Raw genomic sequence first — 15,498 nt, 5'->3', positions numbered from 1 at the left:
GCATCGAGCAGGCACGTTGCGTGCTGAGAGAAAGGAAACATCTGTTTCCAACAACGAGCGGAGTCAGCATCATGAAATCGATCCGTCATCTCGGTACTCGTCTTGGTACGGTCGCAGCCGCCCTTTCACTCGTCGCGGGCCTCGCGGCATGCGGCGACATGTCTCCGCGTACACGCGACACCGCGATCGGCGCGGGTGTCGGCGGCGCCGCTGGCGCGGCGATCGGCGGCAATGGCTGGTCGACGCTGGGCGGCGCCGCGGTAGGCGGTGTCATTGGTAATCAGGTCGGCAAGTGAGCGTTGCGGCCGATGAGCGTCTAACGGTTCATACAGGACAGCAAACGATTTTTTCGGACCACGATCCGGACTGCCGAGGGCGCCGGATGCGGCGCGCCCTCGTCCCGACAACGCGCGTGGAAATAGGCTGAAATATGCGGTTGCGGTTTTGCCACAGCGCTGCCCCGGCAAGAGCGTAAGCTCCTCATAACGACGTCGCGCAAGGCGGCATCGGTTCATCGAGGAGCACGCCATGAAGTCCCGCGTCGTCACCCATTCTTGCGTGGTGCGCCTCTCGACGCCACGCGATTCGTCCAGTTTTTCCGCGAGGTTCGCGCGGCCCGCCACCGCGATTTGCGTGCTCGCCTCGAGTCTCTGTTTTGCCGGCTGCTATTACCCCGCCGGCTACTATCCCGCCGGCTATTACCCGTCGTACTATTCGACCGCGCCCGCGACCACAGCCGACCAAACCGCGCCGGCGACCGATCAACAGCAGCCGCCTCAAGCCCAGGCGCAAATGCAGGTCGCACCGCAAGACATGCCGCCCGGTTATGCGGTTCCCGCGCCCGTGTATGCGGCGCCGCCGGTCTATCCCGCCTACTATCCGCCGCCGACTTATCCTTATCCCGCTTATTACGGCTACCCCGCCTACTACGGACCGTCGATTGCGATCGGCATTGGCGGTTATTGGGGCGGCCATTGGGGCGGCCATGGGGGCGGCCACTGGCATTGACCCGTCCTCTTTCGTCGCGGAGCGTGCACGCGCCGGCACTTCAACTGCCGGCGCGCGCGCTTTTTCAAGAGTCGTTTTTCCGCGCGTATCGCCCTCCACCGCGCATACCCCGCCCGTACTTTCCCGGCTTGACGCGCCGATATGGCGCTCTATCCTTAGAAGGTTTCATGCAGCACCCGCTTAAATCGGGCGACGCCGCTTTGTCGAGGCCACTTGTGAGCGTCCGCCGAATCAGAGCGACGCGCCGTCATGCGCAATCCCCCGCGTCGAATTACACAACAACGAAGGAGACGTGATGTTTCATCAACTACTCACTCCGGTTGGCAATTCGCTTTTTCCGTCGTTCATCGTCGCGGCGCTGCCGATCATCGCCGTGCTCGCGCTGCTCGGCTGGGCGCGTAGACCCGCGTGGCAAGCATCGCTCGCGGGACTGATCATCGGTTTGATCGTGGCGATTTTCGTGTGGCAGTTTCCGGTCGGGCTCGCGTTCAACTCGGTCGCGGCTGGCGTCGTGTTCGCGATCTGGCCAGTGATGTGGATCGTGTTCACCGCGATCCTGCTGTACAACATCGCGCAGCGCTCGGGACGCTTCGAGGCCTTCCGCCTGTGGATGATCGACAACCTGCCGAACGACCGGCGCATCGTGCTCGTCGTGGTCGGCTTTTCGTTCGGCGCGCTGCTCGAGGGCATTTCGGGATTCGGCACGCCGGTCGCGATCACGAGTTCGCTGCTGATCATGCTCGGCTTTCCGGCGCTCGAAGCGCTGACCTTCACGCTGATCTTCAACACCGCGCCAGTCGCATTCGGCGCGCTCGGTGTGCCGATCACGGTGCTCGGCGCGGTCACGCATCTGCCGTCCGACGTGCTCGCGAAAATGGTCGGGCGGCAATTGCCTTTCTTCGCGGTCCTGCTGCCCTTCTATGTGATCGGCGTGTACGCGGGTTTTCGCAACATGCTGCGGATCTGGCCGGTGCTGCTGGTCTCGGGCGTCAGCTTCGCGCTGACCCAGTTCGTCGTCTCGAACTTCGTCAACTACAGCCTGACCGACGTGCTGTCTTCGCTGGTTTCGCTGATCCTCACCGTTGCGTTCCTGCGCGTCTGGAAGCCCGTCGTCGATCCGAAATTCGCGGTCAACGTCGATCGCATCAGCGAGGTGCGTGGCAAGATCGGCGGCGCACAGGGCTGGTATCCGTGGATCATTGTGTCGGTCGTCGTGATCATCTGGACGATCGCGAGGATCTTCACGATCGGCGACATCAAGGTGTCGTGGCCCGGTCTCGACAAGGCCGTGTTCATCACGCTCTACAACACGCCGTACGGCGCGATCTGGGACTTCCAGCCGCTCGCGACCGGTACCGCGATCCTCGTCGCCGCGTTCATCACCGCGTTCGTCGTACGGCTCTCGCCCGCCGAGTTCGGCAAGGCGATCTCCGATACGTGGGTGCAAACGCGCATCGCGATCCTGACCGTGGCAACGATCGTCGGCCTCGCTTTCCTGATGAACTACTCGGGACTCACCTACACGCTCGGTCTCGGCGTTGCGTCGGTCGGGCCGCTGTTTCCGCTCGTGTCGGCGTTCCTCGGCTGGGTTGCGGTGTTCCTGTCGGGCAGCGATACGTCGGGCAATGCGCTGTTCGGCAATCTGCAGGTGGTCGCGGCCAACCAGCTCAATCTGAATCCGGTGCTGATGGCGGCGACCAACTCGTCGGGCGGCGTGATGGGCAAGATGATCTCGCCGCAGAACATCGCGACCGGCGTCGCGACCACCGAGTTGAAGGGCAAGGAAGGCGTCGTGTTCGCCAAGACCTTCAAACATTCGATTCTGCTGACGGTGCTGCTCGGCGTGCTCGTCTGGGCGCAGCAGAACGTCCTGCAATGGATGATTCCGCATTGAGGTCGCGCCAGTAACGGCGCAATGCAATTCACATCTTCTCGGACGGCCGCCCGCGCATCGCGGGCGCCGTTTCCGATCCGATCCCCACTTCCGTTCCGCCCATTGCAATTTTTCTCACATATCGGCGAGAATTGCTCGTTTGGCGCGCGCCCTCGCAGCGCTTACCATCGACCTCATCGGACGCGGCTGTCTCCCGGATCTTGCCGTTTCATCCTGTACTGAAACGATTCGCGCGATCGCACTGTTACGATGAGCTGGCGTCCCGACTCAACTGCGCGCGGCGCCATTCCAATGCAAACCAGAAACCTGCTGCAACTGCTGATCCTCGCTGCCCTGTGGGGCGCATCGTTCCTGTTCATCCGCGTCGGCGTGACCGACTTCGGCGTCGCACCGCTGATGGCGCTGCGCGTCGGCATCGGCGCACTCTTTCTCGCGATCGTCCTGATCGCGCGACGGCCGCTGCAACAGTCCGCCACCGTGTTGCGCACGCGCGCAGTGCCGCTGCTCGTGGTCGGTATCCTCAATTCGGCGGCACCATTCTGCCTGTTCGCGTATGCCGAGCTGACGCTGTCGGCGGGCGTCACGTCGGTGATCAATGCGTGCGCGCCGCTGTGGGGCGCGCTGGTCGGCTTCCTGTGGCTGCGCGACCGGCTCAGCGCGTTGCGCACTCTCGGTCTCGTGGTCGGGTTTCTCGGCGTGCTGATGCTCGTGTGGGATCAGATCGCGGCGCCGGCCGGCTCGGCCGCCTCGCCGCTGAGCGTCGCGCTCGCGGCCGGCGCCGCGCTCGGCGCTACGCTGCTCTACGGCATCGCCGCCAACTACACGAAGCGTCACCTGACTGGCGTCGACGCGCTGACCGTCGCGACCGGCACGATGATCGGCGCGACGATCGTGCTGCTGCCGCTCGCGGTCATCTACTGGCCCGCCGCGCCAATCTCGCTGCGCGCGTGGGGCGCGGTGATCGCGCTCGGCGTCGCCTGTACCGGCATCGCGTACATGCTCTTCTTCCATCTGATCGCGGTCGCCGGGCCGACGCGCGCGATCACCGTGACCTTCGTGATTCCGATCTTCGGCATTCTGTGGGGCGCGTTGTTTCTCGGCGAGACGGTGTCGCCCGGCATGCTCGAAGGGTGCGCGGTGATCCTGGTCGGCACCGCGTTGGCGACCGGCGTGGTCAAGCGCTTGCCGTGGATGGGGACGCGGCGCGCGGATACCTGAGCGCACGGAGTCAGTCCGCAACCGCGCCCGGTCGCGGCTTGCCGATCCGGTCACGTTACATGGGCTCACGCGCGCGCCCTTCGCGCGTCAAATGCATAGTCAAAAAAAACCGCCCGGATTTCTCCGGGCGGTCTCGTCGAACCGGCGGCGTCGGCCGCGAGGCTCTCGTATCAGTGCAACTGGTCGGCCATCAGGCTCATGATCTGCTTGGCCTGCGAGCTTTCGTCGAGTTGACCCTTGTCGTCGACCACGGCCACGCGGGTCTCGTTCGGCGTCACCGCGCGCACGTTCACGCGATACTGCCTGGCGACCTTCTCCTTCTTGCCGTGGAAGACCTGGCTCCAGAAGCCCTGCTCGGCCGACGACATATCCTTCGGATCGACGTAGCGCACGAAATAGAGGCCGCGGCTCAGGTCGCGATCGTCGACCGTGAAATTGCTGCGATCGAGCGCGAGGCCCACGCGCAGCCACGCGCGGTCATACGGCTCGGCGAGCGTGAGTTCGGTCGATGAGAGCTGCGCCGACGTGTTGTTGGCCGAATCCGCGTCCGGCATAGGCGGTTGCGCCGCGAGCACGACGTTCTGCGCGGCGACGGAGGCCGTCGCCGACTTCGCACCCGCCGTCGCCGCGTTCGGCGCGATCTGCGTGCCCGCGGGCGACAGCTCGGCGTTCTGCGTGCCACCCGCGTTGCTACCCGAATCGGCCCGCGCCAGCGAGACCATCAGGCGCTTCAGATATTCCTGCTCGAGCGCCGGGTCGTTCGGCTTGGGTTGCCACTGGGTCGACTCGTTGTTCGTACCGGTGATCGCCTCACGCATGCCTTTCTGGCTGACGAACACATAGGTGCCGCCCTTCGGCGCCGCTTCGAGACGCGTGCGGAACTTGTTGCGCTCCGAACTCACGTAGCTGTTGCCCATAGCCTTCGACAGCGTGTTGCGGATAAAGCCGTCGTTGATCTGCGCGTGGGTTTCGTTCCAGTCCGTTTCCATCACGCCCTTGTCGCGCTGGTCGACGACGAGCAGGAAGCCCTGTTCCTGCCAGAAGCGGCGGATTTGCGGCCAGGCCTGATCGGGCGTTTTATTGTCGATCACGAGCCAGCTCTCGGTGCCGTCGCGCTGGATGTGGATGCCCTGGACGGGCGGCACGACCGCGACCGCGTCGCCGGCCGGCGACTGTGCCTGGACCTGTTTCAGCATGGACAGCGAGGTTTCGCCGCCCTGCGGCGGCAGCGAACGCTGATCGGCCGTCTCGTCGATCATGTTCGGCGGTACGGCAAGCGATACCTGCTTCGAACGCGAGTCGCTCCTATAGTCGATTTTGGTCGGCGACGAGGTGCCGCAGCCGGCGACCAGCCCGCCTGCCATGAGCATTACTGCAAACCGCTTGGTGAGACGAAAATCAGTCATGTTCGGGGAATCCTTCCGCTACGCCACGGCAAGTTTCCGTGGATCAACCCAACATTTTACCGGTCCCGGCGAGGCCTGTGCAAAAACTGGGGTTTGCCCGCGAATCGCCGCATGCCGCGGCTACGAAACGACCACGGGAAAAAAGTCCGCGCCCGTCATGATATTTGCCTTCTTATGGGGTAAATTTAACACTCGATAACACTTTCGAGTTGACATCGGGAGTATTCCCAAGTCTACACCGGAGGCCCGCCGAATAAGGGCTTCCGGTCTGCATGCGGCTTGCTTTTAAACATGGCGCGCGGTCCTGTCCGCCGCGATGTGCAAAGACCAGAAAAAACCGGTGCTACGTTAATCGAGTTATCTCAATAAAAAATCCGGCGCCAAACGAGGAAGGCCTCATGTCCCAGTCCTGTCTCAATCCATCCGCGATCGCCTCGGCGATCGCCGTCGTCGCGTGCTGCGTGAGCTTCGGCGCGCATGCCGAATTGGGCGGCACGATGCCGAGCCAGGCGGTGTCGGGCGCGAGCGCGCCGCGCACGCTACTCAATGGCGCACTGCGCGAGCGCACGTGGACCGACGCCGGCAATACGACCATCAACGAATACGCGACCAGCACCGGCCTGATCGTCGCCTACGCGTGGCAAGGCCCGACGATGCCGGATCTGCACGCGCTACTCGGCAAATATGGCGACTCTTACAAGACAGGCGCCGCGGCGGCGGCCGGCAGCGGCAATCTGCATTCGTCGCGCGTCACGCGCGCCGACGTGATCGTCGAGTCCGGCGGACCGATGCGCGGCTACGTCGGCCGAGCGTGGCTGCCGGCGGCTTTGCCCGCCGGCGTCACCTCCGACGACATCCAGTAACGCGTGCGCCCCGCACGCGTCGCTCGCGCCCCCTTCACGCCTGAGTTCCACCCGACGGATCGCCACGCCATGAAATCCGCCTTGCGTTTCCATGCCCTGCTTCTGATCGTCTGCGCGGCCCTCGTCGGCTGCGGCGGCGGAGGCGGCAGTTCCTCGTCCAGCTCGTCCGGCTCGGGCTCGACGCCGTCCGCGACCGCGCCGAGCTCGTCGACCGGTTCCACGAGCGCGTCGAACACGACGCAGAGCGCGAACGTGCCGCAATCGACCACGCCCAACGTGCAGCCGGTCACGGTCGGCCTATCGCCCGGCAATACACGCAACATGCTGACGACGAGCGTCACCGTCTGCCTGGCCGGCACCAGCAACTGCGCGACGATCGACGACATCCAGGTCGACACCGGCTCGAACGGCCTGCGCATCCTCGCATCGGCGCTGCCGACGACCCTGTCGCTGCCGACCATCGCCGCGGGCGGCGGCGTGAGCGCCGAATGCGCGGTGTTCGGCAGCGGTTATGCGTGGGGCTCGATCCGCAACGCGGACGTACGCATGGCTGGCCAACAGGCGTCATCGATTCCGATCCAGGTCATCGCCGACAGTGCGCTGCCCGCCGCACCCACCGACTGCGCGAACTCCGGCGCGTCGCTGCTGACGGTGTCGAGCCTGCACTCGAACGGGATCCTCGGCGTGGGCCTGTTCCCGGTCGACTGCGGCAACGGCTGCTCGAACTCCGCATTGCCGCGCTGGTACTACAGCTGCACGACGAGCGGCTGCACCGCAACCGCGCAGCCGCTCGCACAGCAGGTGACCAACCCGGTCAGCGGCTTCCCGCTCGACAACAACGGCGTCGTGATCGACCTGCCGGCCGTCGCCGATGCGGGCGCGGCCAGCGTGTCGGGCTCGTTGATCTTCGGCATCGGCACCCAGTCGAACAACACGCTGACGAGCCCGAACGTCCTGAAGGCGAACGCGGCGACCGGCTACGTGACGACGAACTCGGGCGGTCAGACCTATGCGGTGAGCTATCTCGACAGCGGCTCGAACGGTCTGTTCTTCCACTCGACGCAGTTCCCGTTGTGCGGCTTCTGGTACTGCCCGACTTCGACGCAGTCGGCGAGCGCGTCGATCACCGGCATCGATGGGGTGTCGAGCACGGTGTCGTTCGACATAGCCAATTCGAGCACGCTATTCTCGTCGTCGAACAACGCGTTCGACAATCTCGCCGGCAATTCGAGTCAGGGCTTCGGCTGGGGCTTGCCGTTCTTTTACGGCAAACGCATTTACACGGCGATTGCGACGCGCAATACGTCGGCCGGCCAGGGGCCGTATTACGCGTTCTGAGATCGATTGGGTTGGATGCGCAGCGAGGGCGCGGAACGCGGACGGGAACTCAGCCCGCCGCGCTGGCCGGTTGCGCGGCCGGCGCGGCCAGCTTTGCCGGCGCGAGCCAGCGGAATACGTCCAGCTCTTCGCCGTGGAAGGTGCACTCGGCGGCGGCCGGCGTCCTGACCCTCTTCGGCTCGGTCGGCTTCGCGGCGACGTTGACGTCCGTCGCCGCTTGCGATGCCGATGCCGCGAGCGGCGCGGAGACCGCCACCTCGGACGCGCTTACCCGATGCTCGATCGTCCCCTCCACCACGACGCGCGAGCCGCGAATCGCGGCCCCGCGATGCGTGATCCGCAGCGTATCCGACGACATCCCCGACGACGCCTCGGCCAGCTTGCTGCGCATCAATTGTTCGCATGCGCTCGAGTTGCGGGTAACGCTCGTGCAGGCCGCCAGCAGCGCCACGGCGCTCGCGACACAGGCGATAGAGAGAAGGCGAATATTCATCGATGTTCCGTTGTTCCAAGCCTCGATCATTGTAGCTTACGACCCCGTCGCCCGGCTTCGCGGCCGCCTGCCGCTTGACCTTGACGCGGCGCATCGGCATCGTGTTGACCGGCCGCGCCCTCGGTGGCGCAGCCTGCCGCCCGCTTGCCCAAATTGCGCGGCGAATTCAAAACGACTCTACCCCCGGTAACGATCCCGGCTTCTTCATGCTCAGCCTCGTCCTGCTCGCGATCGTCGCCTATGCCGCGACCAATATCGACAACCTGTTCGTGCTGCTCGGCTTTCTGACCGAAGCGGGCGTGGAGCGGCGCCGTGTGGTCGCGGGACAGTACGCGGGCTCTTTGATCCTCGTCGCCGCGGCGCTCGTGCTCGCGGCCTTTCTCACGCGCCTGCCGGCCGGTTATGTGGGCCTGCTCGGCTTACTGCCGATCGTCGTTGGCCTGCACAAGGCATGGCGGCGCTTCGGTCCCGGCCACGCGCGGCGCAACGCCAGCGAAGACAGCGAGGACAGCCGCGCAAGCGCTCCGCCATCCGTTCGCGGCTCATCGAGCTGGACCGTCGCGAGCGTCGCCATCGCCAACGGCTCGGACAACCTCGCCGTCTACGTGCCGCTGTACGCGAGTCGTACGCACGCCGAGAACGCGCTGGTTTCGCTCGTGTTCGTCGTGATGATCGGGCTCTGGTGCGCGGGCGCGGCATGGCTAGTCGACCACCCGTTGCTCGGCGCGCCGATCCGACGATACGGCTCGGCGCTGCTGCCGCCGATCCTGCTCGCGATAGGCGTATCGGTGATCGTGAACGGCGATACGTGGCGACTTTTGTCCGGCGCGTGATCACCGGGGGCGTCGACGAAGACTGCGCGGCACGCAACGGCTTCAGCTTGCCGCCTTCAGCGTCGTAGTCTTCGTCTGCCGATCCTGCTTCGCCAGTCTCAATTCGCCGGCTGGGGCGGTTGCACGTACGTACGCACGCCCGCCAGCGGCGCGCCATAGCCGCCCGCGCTCGCGTTGTTCGGCAAGCCGTTGACCAGTTGCGCACGCGGATCGGTCGGATTCAGATTCAGCTCGCCCGCCTGCTGGTTGCCATGCGTCGGATACTCGCTGCCGCGCGCCGCCTCCGGCATCAGACGCGTACTGTTCTGCGGCGCGTTCATGTCGTTCTGCGCGCCGAGGCCCTGCGCGCCGGCCTGTCCGACAAATCCACATGCCAACGCCGCCCACGCGCAGATCCTCGCGAGGCCGGATATCTTCGCTACCCTTTTCATGTTCACCTCCTGCTCTGTGAATTGACGACGCCTCGTGAGCTCACCCTTGAATCGAGTGCCGCGCGAGCGTCCCGCGGCACCTTCCCTGCGAGGGGGCCGGTCGCCCCCTTTCTGCAGCCGAGCAGGCCGCGGCCCACCTGACCTCGGCCCTTGACGCTTTCTCAATAATATGTTCCCATTGCGCACTATGTACCGCGCCCAGACCACCCTATCGCTACTACTAGCCCGCTCTACCGGGCTAGGTCTGCTGCTGCGCGCGTCCGCTTCTCTCTGATACACCGAAGCATCGCTTGAATCCCCAGTAACTGACCCAGCCCCGGTTTTCGACCGGCGGCCCAGTATCGCGTTTTCGTCGTCCGGTCGACACCCATTCCACGGTCTCTCCCCCGGATGATGAAAATGTTGAAAAACCCTGCTACCAAGTACCGTTCGTTCAAGCCGATCAATTTGACGGATCGCCAGTGGCCGTCGCGCACCATCACGCGCGCGCCGATCTGGATGAGCACCGATCTGCGCGACGGCAACCAGGCGCTGTTCGAGCCGATGAACGCCGAGCGCAAGATGCGCATGTTCAAGACGCTGGTGCAGATCGGCTTCAAGGAAATCGAAGTCGCGTTTCCCTCGGCGTCGCAGACCGACTTCAACTTCGTGCGCGAGCTGATCGAGGGCGGCCATATTCCCGACGACGTGACGATCGAAGTGCTCACGCAGGCGCGCGACGATCTGATCGAGCGCACCTTCGAATCGTTGCGCGGCGCCCCGCGCGCGATCGTCCATCTGTACAACGCGACCGCGCCGGAATTCCGCAAGATCGTGTTCGGCCTCGAAAAGAGCGGCGTGATCGAACTCGCGCGGAAGGCCGCGCGCACGATGAAGCGCCTCGCAGACGCGCAATCGGACACGCACTTCACGCTGCAATACAGCCCGGAAGTATTCAGCGGCACCGAGCTCGAATTCGCGAAGGAAGTCTGCGACGCGGTGTTCGACATCTGGCAACCGACGCCCGAGCACAAGGCGATCGTCAATCTGCCGGCCACCGTGGAAATGGCCACGCCGAACGTCTACGCCGACCAGATCGAATGGATGCACCGCAATCTCGCGCGTCGCGACTCGCTGATCGTCTCCGTGCACCCGCATAACGACCGCGGCACGGCCGTCGCGGCCGCGGAGCTCGCGGTGATGGCGGGCGCGGATCGCGTCGAAGGTTGCCTGTTCGGCAACGGCGAGCGCACCGGCAACGTCGACCTCGTCACGCTCGCGTTGAACCTGTACACGCAGGGCGTCGACCCCGAGCTCGATTTCTCGAACATCAACGAAGTCGCGCGCACGGCCGAGGAATGCACGCAGTTGCCGGTGCATCCGCGTCATCCGTATGTCGGCGATCTCGTCTTCACTGCGTTCTCGGGCTCGCACCAGGACGCGATCAAGAAAGGCTTCGCCGCGCAGAAGCCGGACGCGATCTGGGAAGTGCCGTACATGCCGATCGATCCGAGCGACCTCGGCCGCACCTACGACTCCGTAATTCGCGTGAACAGCCAGTCGGGCAAAGGCGGCATCGCTTATCTGCTCGAGCAGAGCTACGGCGTCGTGTTGCCGCGCCGCCTGCAGGTCGACTTCAGCTCGGCCGTGCAGCGCTTCACCGACCAGAGCGGCCAGGAAGTCACGCCCGCGCAGATCTGGGAACTGTTCCAGCAGGAATACGTGCGCACGGCGGAGCCGGTCCGCTATATCAGCCACAGCCTGTCCGAGCACGACGGCCGCGAGCACATCAAGCTCAATGTCGAAATCAACGGCACGCCGCGCGTGCTGAGCGGCGCCGGCAACGGCCCGCTCGACGCGCTGATGCACGCCTTCGACGTGCCCGTGCGCATCCAGCACTACGAGGAACGCGCGCTCACGCAGGGCGCCGATGCACGCGCGATCGCAATCGCGGAAATGGCCGGCGCCGATGTGGCCGGCAGCGCGTTCGGCGTCGGTGTCGATGCGAACCTGATCACCGCGTCGATCCGCGCGGTGATCAGCGGCGTGAACCGCGCGTATGCACGCGTGAACACGGATGCCCAGGAGCGCTTCTTCGACGCCGCGCTGAGCGACGCGACGGTGTGAGGCCAGCGTCTGCCGCGTTGAACGTGCGGCATGCCGCATGTTCGACGGGCTGACGACAACGAAGAAGGGGCGTTTCGACGCCCCTTCTTTTTTAATGTGGATTTATCCGCGCCAACCTCGGCCGACGGTCAATGAAACACGTCCCGACCGAAGTACTTCAGTGAAATCCGCTGATACGTACCGTCTTTTCTCATGCCGGCGAGCGCGTCGTCGATCGCCAGGCGCAGCTTCGGATTGCCCTTGCGGATCAGTACGGCCGACTTGTCGCTGCTATCGGGCGACGTATCGACCGCGGCGACCTTGATCCTAGCGTCGGGCTCGCGCTTCCTGTAGTCGAGAAACGACAATGAATCGTTGACGGTCGCGTCGACGCGGCCCGCGACGAGCAGATCGATCGATTCGTCGAAGCCCTGCGCCGGAATCACCTGCGCGCCGTGCGCGGCCGCGATCCTGCCGACGTTGCTGGCTAGCGTATTGGCCGATTTGCGGCCCTTCAGGTCGTCGAAAGATCTGATCGTCGTGTTGTCCGATGCGACGATCAGCACCGCGTGCGACGTGATGTACGGGTCCGAGTAATCGTATTTGAGCTTGCGCTCGTCGGTGATCGCGACCTCATTGATCACCGCGTCGTAGCGATTGACGTCGAGACCGGCGATCAGTCCTTCCCATTTGCCTTCGATGAATTGCGGCTTGACGCCGAGACGCCGCGCGATCGCGCTCCCAAGCTCGACGTCGAAGCCGGTCAGCTTGCCCGCGTCGTCGCGGTAGGTGAACGGGGCGTACGTACCTTCGGTGCCGATCCGGAACACGCCCGATGCCTTGATCCGCGCGAGATCGTCGGCGCTAGCCGGATGGGCCAGTGCTGCCTGCAACAGCGCAATCATCGCAAGTGAACGAATCGGCTTCATCGGACGGCTCCGTCTGAGTGGCTGCGCAAGTGGCGGACTGCCGCGTTTGGCGGGGAGTGCCGGCGTGCGGCCGACTGTAGCAAACCGTCCGCGATTTTAAAAGCGCTTCGCGCGCGGTGCGTCGATCCGCACAGGTCAGCCGCGGCGCTGTTCCGTCAAGCATATGGCGCAGACAAAAAGGCCCCGCAAGCGCTCATGCTTTCACGAGCCTTTGCGGAGCCTTTTCGCGGAGCTTTCGGTGTGGGTCGGCGTGTCGGCGCGCCGCTCAGTACGTCTCCAGATGCAGCCGCCCTTCCCGCTTCAGCTTCGCCCACAACGCTTCCCAGTCGAGCTGATGCTGTTCGCCGATATCCTTGAGCGCCTGCAGCACACCGTCCTCCATGCCCTTGAGGCCGCACACGTAGATATAGGTATTGTCGTCCCTCAGCAGGTTCGCGACATCGGCCGAACGTTCGCGCATTGCGTCCTGCACGTAGCGCTTCGCCTGTCCCGGCGTGCGCGAAAACGCGAGCGTGGTGTCGATGAAATCCTTCGGCAGATTCGTCAGCGGTCCAAAGTACGGCAGCTCCTCCTTCGTGCGCGCGCCGAAGAACAGCATCAGCTTGCCGGTCGCGCCTTTGAGGCGCTTGCGGCGGCGGTACTCGGTCATCGCGCGCATCGGCGCGGAACCGGTGCCCGTGCAGATCATCAACAGGTGCGAGTTTGGATGATTCGGCATCAGGAAGGTGCTGCCGAACGGACCGATCACGTTGACCACGTCGCCCTTCTTCAGATCGCACAGATAGTTCGAGCACACGCCGTCGATCGCGTCGCCGTGCTGCTGCGACACCCGCTTCACCGTCAGCGACACGTTGTTATGGCCGGGCCGCTCGCCATCGCGCGGACTCGCGATCGAGTACTGGCGCGCGTGATGCACACGGCCGTCGGCAGCAGCTCCCGGCGGCAGAATGCCGATCGACTGGCCTTCGAGCACCGGAAACGGCATCGAGCCGAAATCGAGCACGATGTGATGGATGTCGCTCGACGTCGCGCTGTCGGTGAGCCGGTAGTTGCCGACCACGGTCGCGGTGGTCGGCGCCTTGTGCGTGTAGAGATTCACGTACGGCTTCGCGGCAGACCACGGTGGCACGACAGCGCCGCGCACGGTATCGACCTCGATGCCGTCCGCTTCGGCGGAGCTGTCGCCCGAAGCGGAAGCGGCCGCCGCTTCTTCAGCCGGCACCGCCATCGTGTTCTGCTCCGGCAACACGTCCCATGTGAACTGCTCGTCGATCGAATACGCGTCGGCCTTCAGCACCGTGCGCCAGTTATCGATCGCGCCAGTCGGGCACGGCGGCACGCAGGCCATGCAGCCGTTGCAGACGTCGGCCTTCACGACGTAGTTGTTGGCGTCGTGCGTGATCGCATCGACCGGACAGGTCTCTTCGCAGGTATTGCAGCGAATGCAGATCTCCGGATCGATCAGATGCTGCCGCAGAACTTCGACCGATACTGGGCCGTTCATGACTTCCTCCACCTGGATACGGCGAGCGCGTAACGCGCCTTTCGTGCTTCGCCTGCTTCAGTTGAAGCGCACGTATTCGAAATCGACCGGCTGACGGTTCACGCCCATCGCGGGCGGCGCGATCCAGTTCGCGAACTTGCCCGGCTCGGCGACGCGGCCCATCAGCGAAGCGACGAACGCGCGATCTTCCGGCGTGGCGAGCCAGTTCGCTTCGTTGGCGGCCCATTCGGCTTCGCTGAGCACGCGGCCATCGGGCGACACCCGCGTGCCCGCGAACGTGCCGATCTGCCGGTTGAACGCCTTGTGCGGCACCGTCATGCGAAAGTCGATGCCGGCCTTCTCGAGCACCTTGTTCCAGCGCCCAACGCCCGCAATCGAGTCCTTGATGTAATCGTCGCGCAGCACTTCGTTCATCGCGTTGAGCATCGGCACTTCGCGCTCGACGAGCTTGCCGTCCTGCACGTCGAGCAGCTTGTAAGCATGCTCGTTCAGGCGATGATCGTCGGCGCGCTTGCCTTCCTCGTAGCGGCCCTTCAGGCCCGAGCTATAGAACGTCGCCGCGTTCGACGAATGATCGGCGCCGAACAGGTCGATCGTGACCGAGTAATGGAAGTTCAGATAGCGCTGGATGGTCGGCAGATCGATCACGCCGGCCGCGCGGATCTTCGCGACGTCGTCGGTACCGAGTTCGTTCATCACCTGCGCGGTACGCTGGATCACGCGCGACACGCCCGATTCGCCGACGAACATATGATGCGCTTCCTCGGTCAGCATGAACTTCGTCGTGCGCGCGAGCGGATCGAAGCCCGACTCCGCGAGCGCCGACAACTGGAACTTGCCGTCGCGGTCGGTGAAGTAGGTGAACATATAGAACGCGAGCCAGTCCGGCGTTTTCTCGTTGAACGCGCCGAGAATGCGCGGGTTGTCCTCGTCGCCCGAGCGACGGCCGAGCAAGGCTTCGGCTTCCTCACGACCGTCGCGGCCGAAGTAGCGATGCAGCAGATACACCATCGCCCACAGATGACGGCCTTCCTCGACGTTGACCTGGAACAGGTTGCGAAGATCGTACAGCGACGGCGCGGTCAAACCGAGGTGACGCTGCTGCTCGACCGAGGCCGGCTCCGTATCGCCCTGCGTGACGATGATGCGGCGCAGGTTCGCGCGATGCTCGCCGGGCACGTCCTGCCACGCGGCTTCGCCCTTGTGTTCGCCGAAGTGGATCTTGCGATCCTGCTCGCCCGGCGTGAGGAAAATGCCCCAGCGGTACTCGGGCATCTTCACGTAGTCGAAGTGCGCCCAGCCGCCCGCATCGACGCTGACCGCGGTGCGCAGATACACGTCGTACCCGTGCGAGCCTTCCGGGCCCATGTCGCCCCACCATGACAGAAAGTTCGGCTGCCATTGTTCGAGCGCGCGTTGCAGCGCGCGGTCGTCGGCGAGGTTGACGTTGTTCGGAATCTTTTCGCTGTAGTTGATCGAGGACATGGTCGGTTCCC

At 64.6% G+C, this 15,498-nt stretch carries 14 protein-coding genes; 8 read left to right on the top strand and 6 right to left on the bottom strand.

Going from position 1 to position 15,498, the window contains the following annotated elements:
• Positions 1-71 precede the first annotated feature (71 nt).
• The 4 genes from OKW45_RS18905 to OKW45_RS18890 all read left to right on the top strand — a co-directional run bounded on the left by OKW45_RS18905 (position 72) and on the right by OKW45_RS18890 (position 4,120).
• Positions 72-296: a YMGG-like glycine zipper-containing protein gene (locus tag OKW45_RS18905; protein ID WP_429470443.1), complete on the top strand. Its 225-nt coding sequence runs from the start codon at positions 72-74 to the stop codon at positions 294-296.
• Positions 297-528: 232 nt separating this feature from the next.
• Positions 529-1,008, top strand: coding sequence for a hypothetical protein (locus OKW45_RS18900; RefSeq protein ID WP_429470441.1), 480 nt, complete (start codon positions 529-531; stop codon positions 1,006-1,008).
• Between the two features lie 295 nt (positions 1,009-1,303).
• On the top strand, positions 1,304-2,902 hold the full coding sequence (locus OKW45_RS18895; RefSeq protein ID WP_429470439.1) for an L-lactate permease: 1,599 nt from the start codon (positions 1,304-1,306) through the stop codon (positions 2,900-2,902).
• 291 nt (positions 2,903-3,193) lie between these two features.
• Positions 3,194-4,120: a DMT family transporter gene (locus OKW45_RS18890; RefSeq protein WP_429470438.1), complete on the top strand. Its 927-nt coding sequence runs from the start codon at positions 3,194-3,196 to the stop codon at positions 4,118-4,120.
• A gap of 170 nt (positions 4,121-4,290) precedes the next feature.
• Here the strand turns inward: OKW45_RS18890 and bamC are convergent, their stop codons facing one another.
• On the bottom strand, positions 4,291-5,526 hold the full coding sequence (bamC, locus tag OKW45_RS18885; protein ID WP_429470436.1) for an NlpB/DapX family lipoprotein: 1,236 nt from the start codon (positions 5,524-5,526) through the stop codon (positions 4,291-4,293).
• A 398-nt stretch (positions 5,527-5,924) separates the two neighbouring features.
• Between bamC and OKW45_RS18880 the strand changes: the two genes are divergently transcribed.
• Positions 5,925-6,389: a DUF2844 domain-containing protein gene (locus OKW45_RS18880; protein ID WP_429470434.1), complete on the top strand. Its 465-nt coding sequence runs from the start codon at positions 5,925-5,927 to the stop codon at positions 6,387-6,389.
• 69 nt (positions 6,390-6,458) lie between these two features.
• The gene (locus OKW45_RS18875) at positions 6,459-7,727 is read left to right on the top strand and encodes a DUF3443 domain-containing protein (protein ID WP_429470432.1); all 1,269 of its coding nucleotides are present in this window, start codon (positions 6,459-6,461) and stop codon (positions 7,725-7,727) included.
• A 49-nt stretch (positions 7,728-7,776) separates the two neighbouring features.
• Here the strand turns inward: OKW45_RS18875 and OKW45_RS18870 are convergent, their stop codons facing one another.
• Positions 7,777-8,220 carry a hypothetical protein gene (locus OKW45_RS18870; RefSeq protein WP_429470430.1) on the bottom strand — a complete coding sequence of 148 codons (444 nt, stop codon included), beginning with the start codon at positions 8,218-8,220 and terminating at the stop codon, positions 7,777-7,779.
• A 206-nt stretch (positions 8,221-8,426) separates the two neighbouring features.
• Between OKW45_RS18870 and OKW45_RS18865 the strand changes: the two genes are divergently transcribed.
• A complete protein-coding gene (locus tag OKW45_RS18865) occupies positions 8,427-9,053 on the top strand; it encodes a cadmium resistance transporter (RefSeq protein WP_429470428.1) in 627 nt (208 codons plus the stop codon).
• Positions 9,054-9,151: 98 nt separating this feature from the next.
• On the opposite strand, the gene OKW45_RS18860 is transcribed toward OKW45_RS18865, so the two are convergent.
• Complete coding sequence (locus tag OKW45_RS18860) at positions 9,152-9,484, bottom strand: hypothetical protein (RefSeq protein ID WP_018421127.1); 333 nt, start codon at positions 9,482-9,484, stop codon at positions 9,152-9,154.
• Positions 9,485-9,883: 399 nt separating this feature from the next.
• Between OKW45_RS18860 and leuA the strand changes: the two genes are divergently transcribed.
• Positions 9,884-11,590, top strand: a complete 1,707-nt coding sequence (leuA, locus tag OKW45_RS18855) for a 2-isopropylmalate synthase (RefSeq protein ID WP_429470426.1) — start codon at positions 9,884-9,886, stop codon at positions 11,588-11,590.
• Between the two features lie 128 nt (positions 11,591-11,718).
• Here leuA and OKW45_RS18850 read toward each other — a convergent pair whose 3' ends face one another.
• From OKW45_RS18850 to boxB, 3 genes are all read right to left on the bottom strand, one after another.
• Positions 11,719-12,498: an amino acid ABC transporter substrate-binding protein gene (locus OKW45_RS18850; RefSeq protein WP_429470424.1), complete on the bottom strand. Its 780-nt coding sequence runs from the start codon at positions 12,496-12,498 to the stop codon at positions 11,719-11,721.
• A 265-nt stretch (positions 12,499-12,763) separates the two neighbouring features.
• Complete coding sequence (gene boxA / locus OKW45_RS18845) at positions 12,764-14,002, bottom strand: benzoyl-CoA 2,3-epoxidase subunit BoxA (RefSeq protein WP_429470422.1); 1,239 nt, start codon at positions 14,000-14,002, stop codon at positions 12,764-12,766.
• Between the two features lie 57 nt (positions 14,003-14,059).
• Positions 14,060-15,487: a benzoyl-CoA 2,3-epoxidase subunit BoxB gene (gene boxB / locus OKW45_RS18840; RefSeq protein ID WP_429470421.1), complete on the bottom strand. Its 1,428-nt coding sequence runs from the start codon at positions 15,485-15,487 to the stop codon at positions 14,060-14,062.
• Between the last annotated feature and the right edge of the window lie 11 nt (positions 15,488-15,498).

Source organism: Paraburkholderia lebeckiae, from assembly GCF_050436225.1.
GTDB classification, from domain to species: Bacteria; Pseudomonadota; Gammaproteobacteria; order Burkholderiales; family Burkholderiaceae; genus Paraburkholderia; species Paraburkholderia tuberum.
The sequence above is the reverse complement of the archived record's forward strand: the minus strand, read 5'-3'. Positions and strand labels throughout refer to the sequence as shown.

Coding starts and splice junctions, on each gene's coding strand:
- OKW45_RS18875 (WP_429470432.1), top strand. CDS start 6,459: ATGAAATCCGCCTTGCGTTTCCATGCCCTGCTTCTGATCGTCTGCGCG.
- OKW45_RS18905 (WP_429470443.1), top strand. CDS start 72: ATGAAATCGATCCGTCATCTCGGTACTCGTCTTGGTACGGTCGCAGCC.
- leuA (WP_429470426.1), top strand. CDS start 9,884: ATGTTGAAAAACCCTGCTACCAAGTACCGTTCGTTCAAGCCGATCAAT.
- OKW45_RS18870 (WP_429470430.1), bottom strand. CDS start 8,220: ATGAATATTCGCCTTCTCTCTATCGCCTGTGTCGCGAGCGCCGTGGCG.
- OKW45_RS18860 (WP_018421127.1), bottom strand. CDS start 9,484: ATGAAAAGGGTAGCGAAGATATCCGGCCTCGCGAGGATCTGCGCGTGG.
- OKW45_RS18900 (WP_429470441.1), top strand. CDS start 529: ATGAAGTCCCGCGTCGTCACCCATTCTTGCGTGGTGCGCCTCTCGACG.
- boxB (WP_429470421.1), bottom strand. CDS start 15,487: ATGTCCTCGATCAACTACAGCGAAAAGATTCCGAACAACGTCAACCTC.
- boxA (WP_429470422.1), bottom strand. CDS start 14,002: ATGAACGGCCCAGTATCGGTCGAAGTTCTGCGGCAGCATCTGATCGAT.
- OKW45_RS18880 (WP_429470434.1), top strand. CDS start 5,925: ATGTCCCAGTCCTGTCTCAATCCATCCGCGATCGCCTCGGCGATCGCC.
- OKW45_RS18850 (WP_429470424.1), bottom strand. CDS start 12,498: ATGAAGCCGATTCGTTCACTTGCGATGATTGCGCTGTTGCAGGCAGCA.
- bamC (WP_429470436.1), bottom strand. CDS start 5,526: ATGACTGATTTTCGTCTCACCAAGCGGTTTGCAGTAATGCTCATGGCA.
- OKW45_RS18865 (WP_429470428.1), top strand. CDS start 8,427: ATGCTCAGCCTCGTCCTGCTCGCGATCGTCGCCTATGCCGCGACCAAT.
- OKW45_RS18895 (WP_429470439.1), top strand. CDS start 1,304: ATGTTTCATCAACTACTCACTCCGGTTGGCAATTCGCTTTTTCCGTCG.
- OKW45_RS18890 (WP_429470438.1), top strand. CDS start 3,194: ATGCAAACCAGAAACCTGCTGCAACTGCTGATCCTCGCTGCCCTGTGG.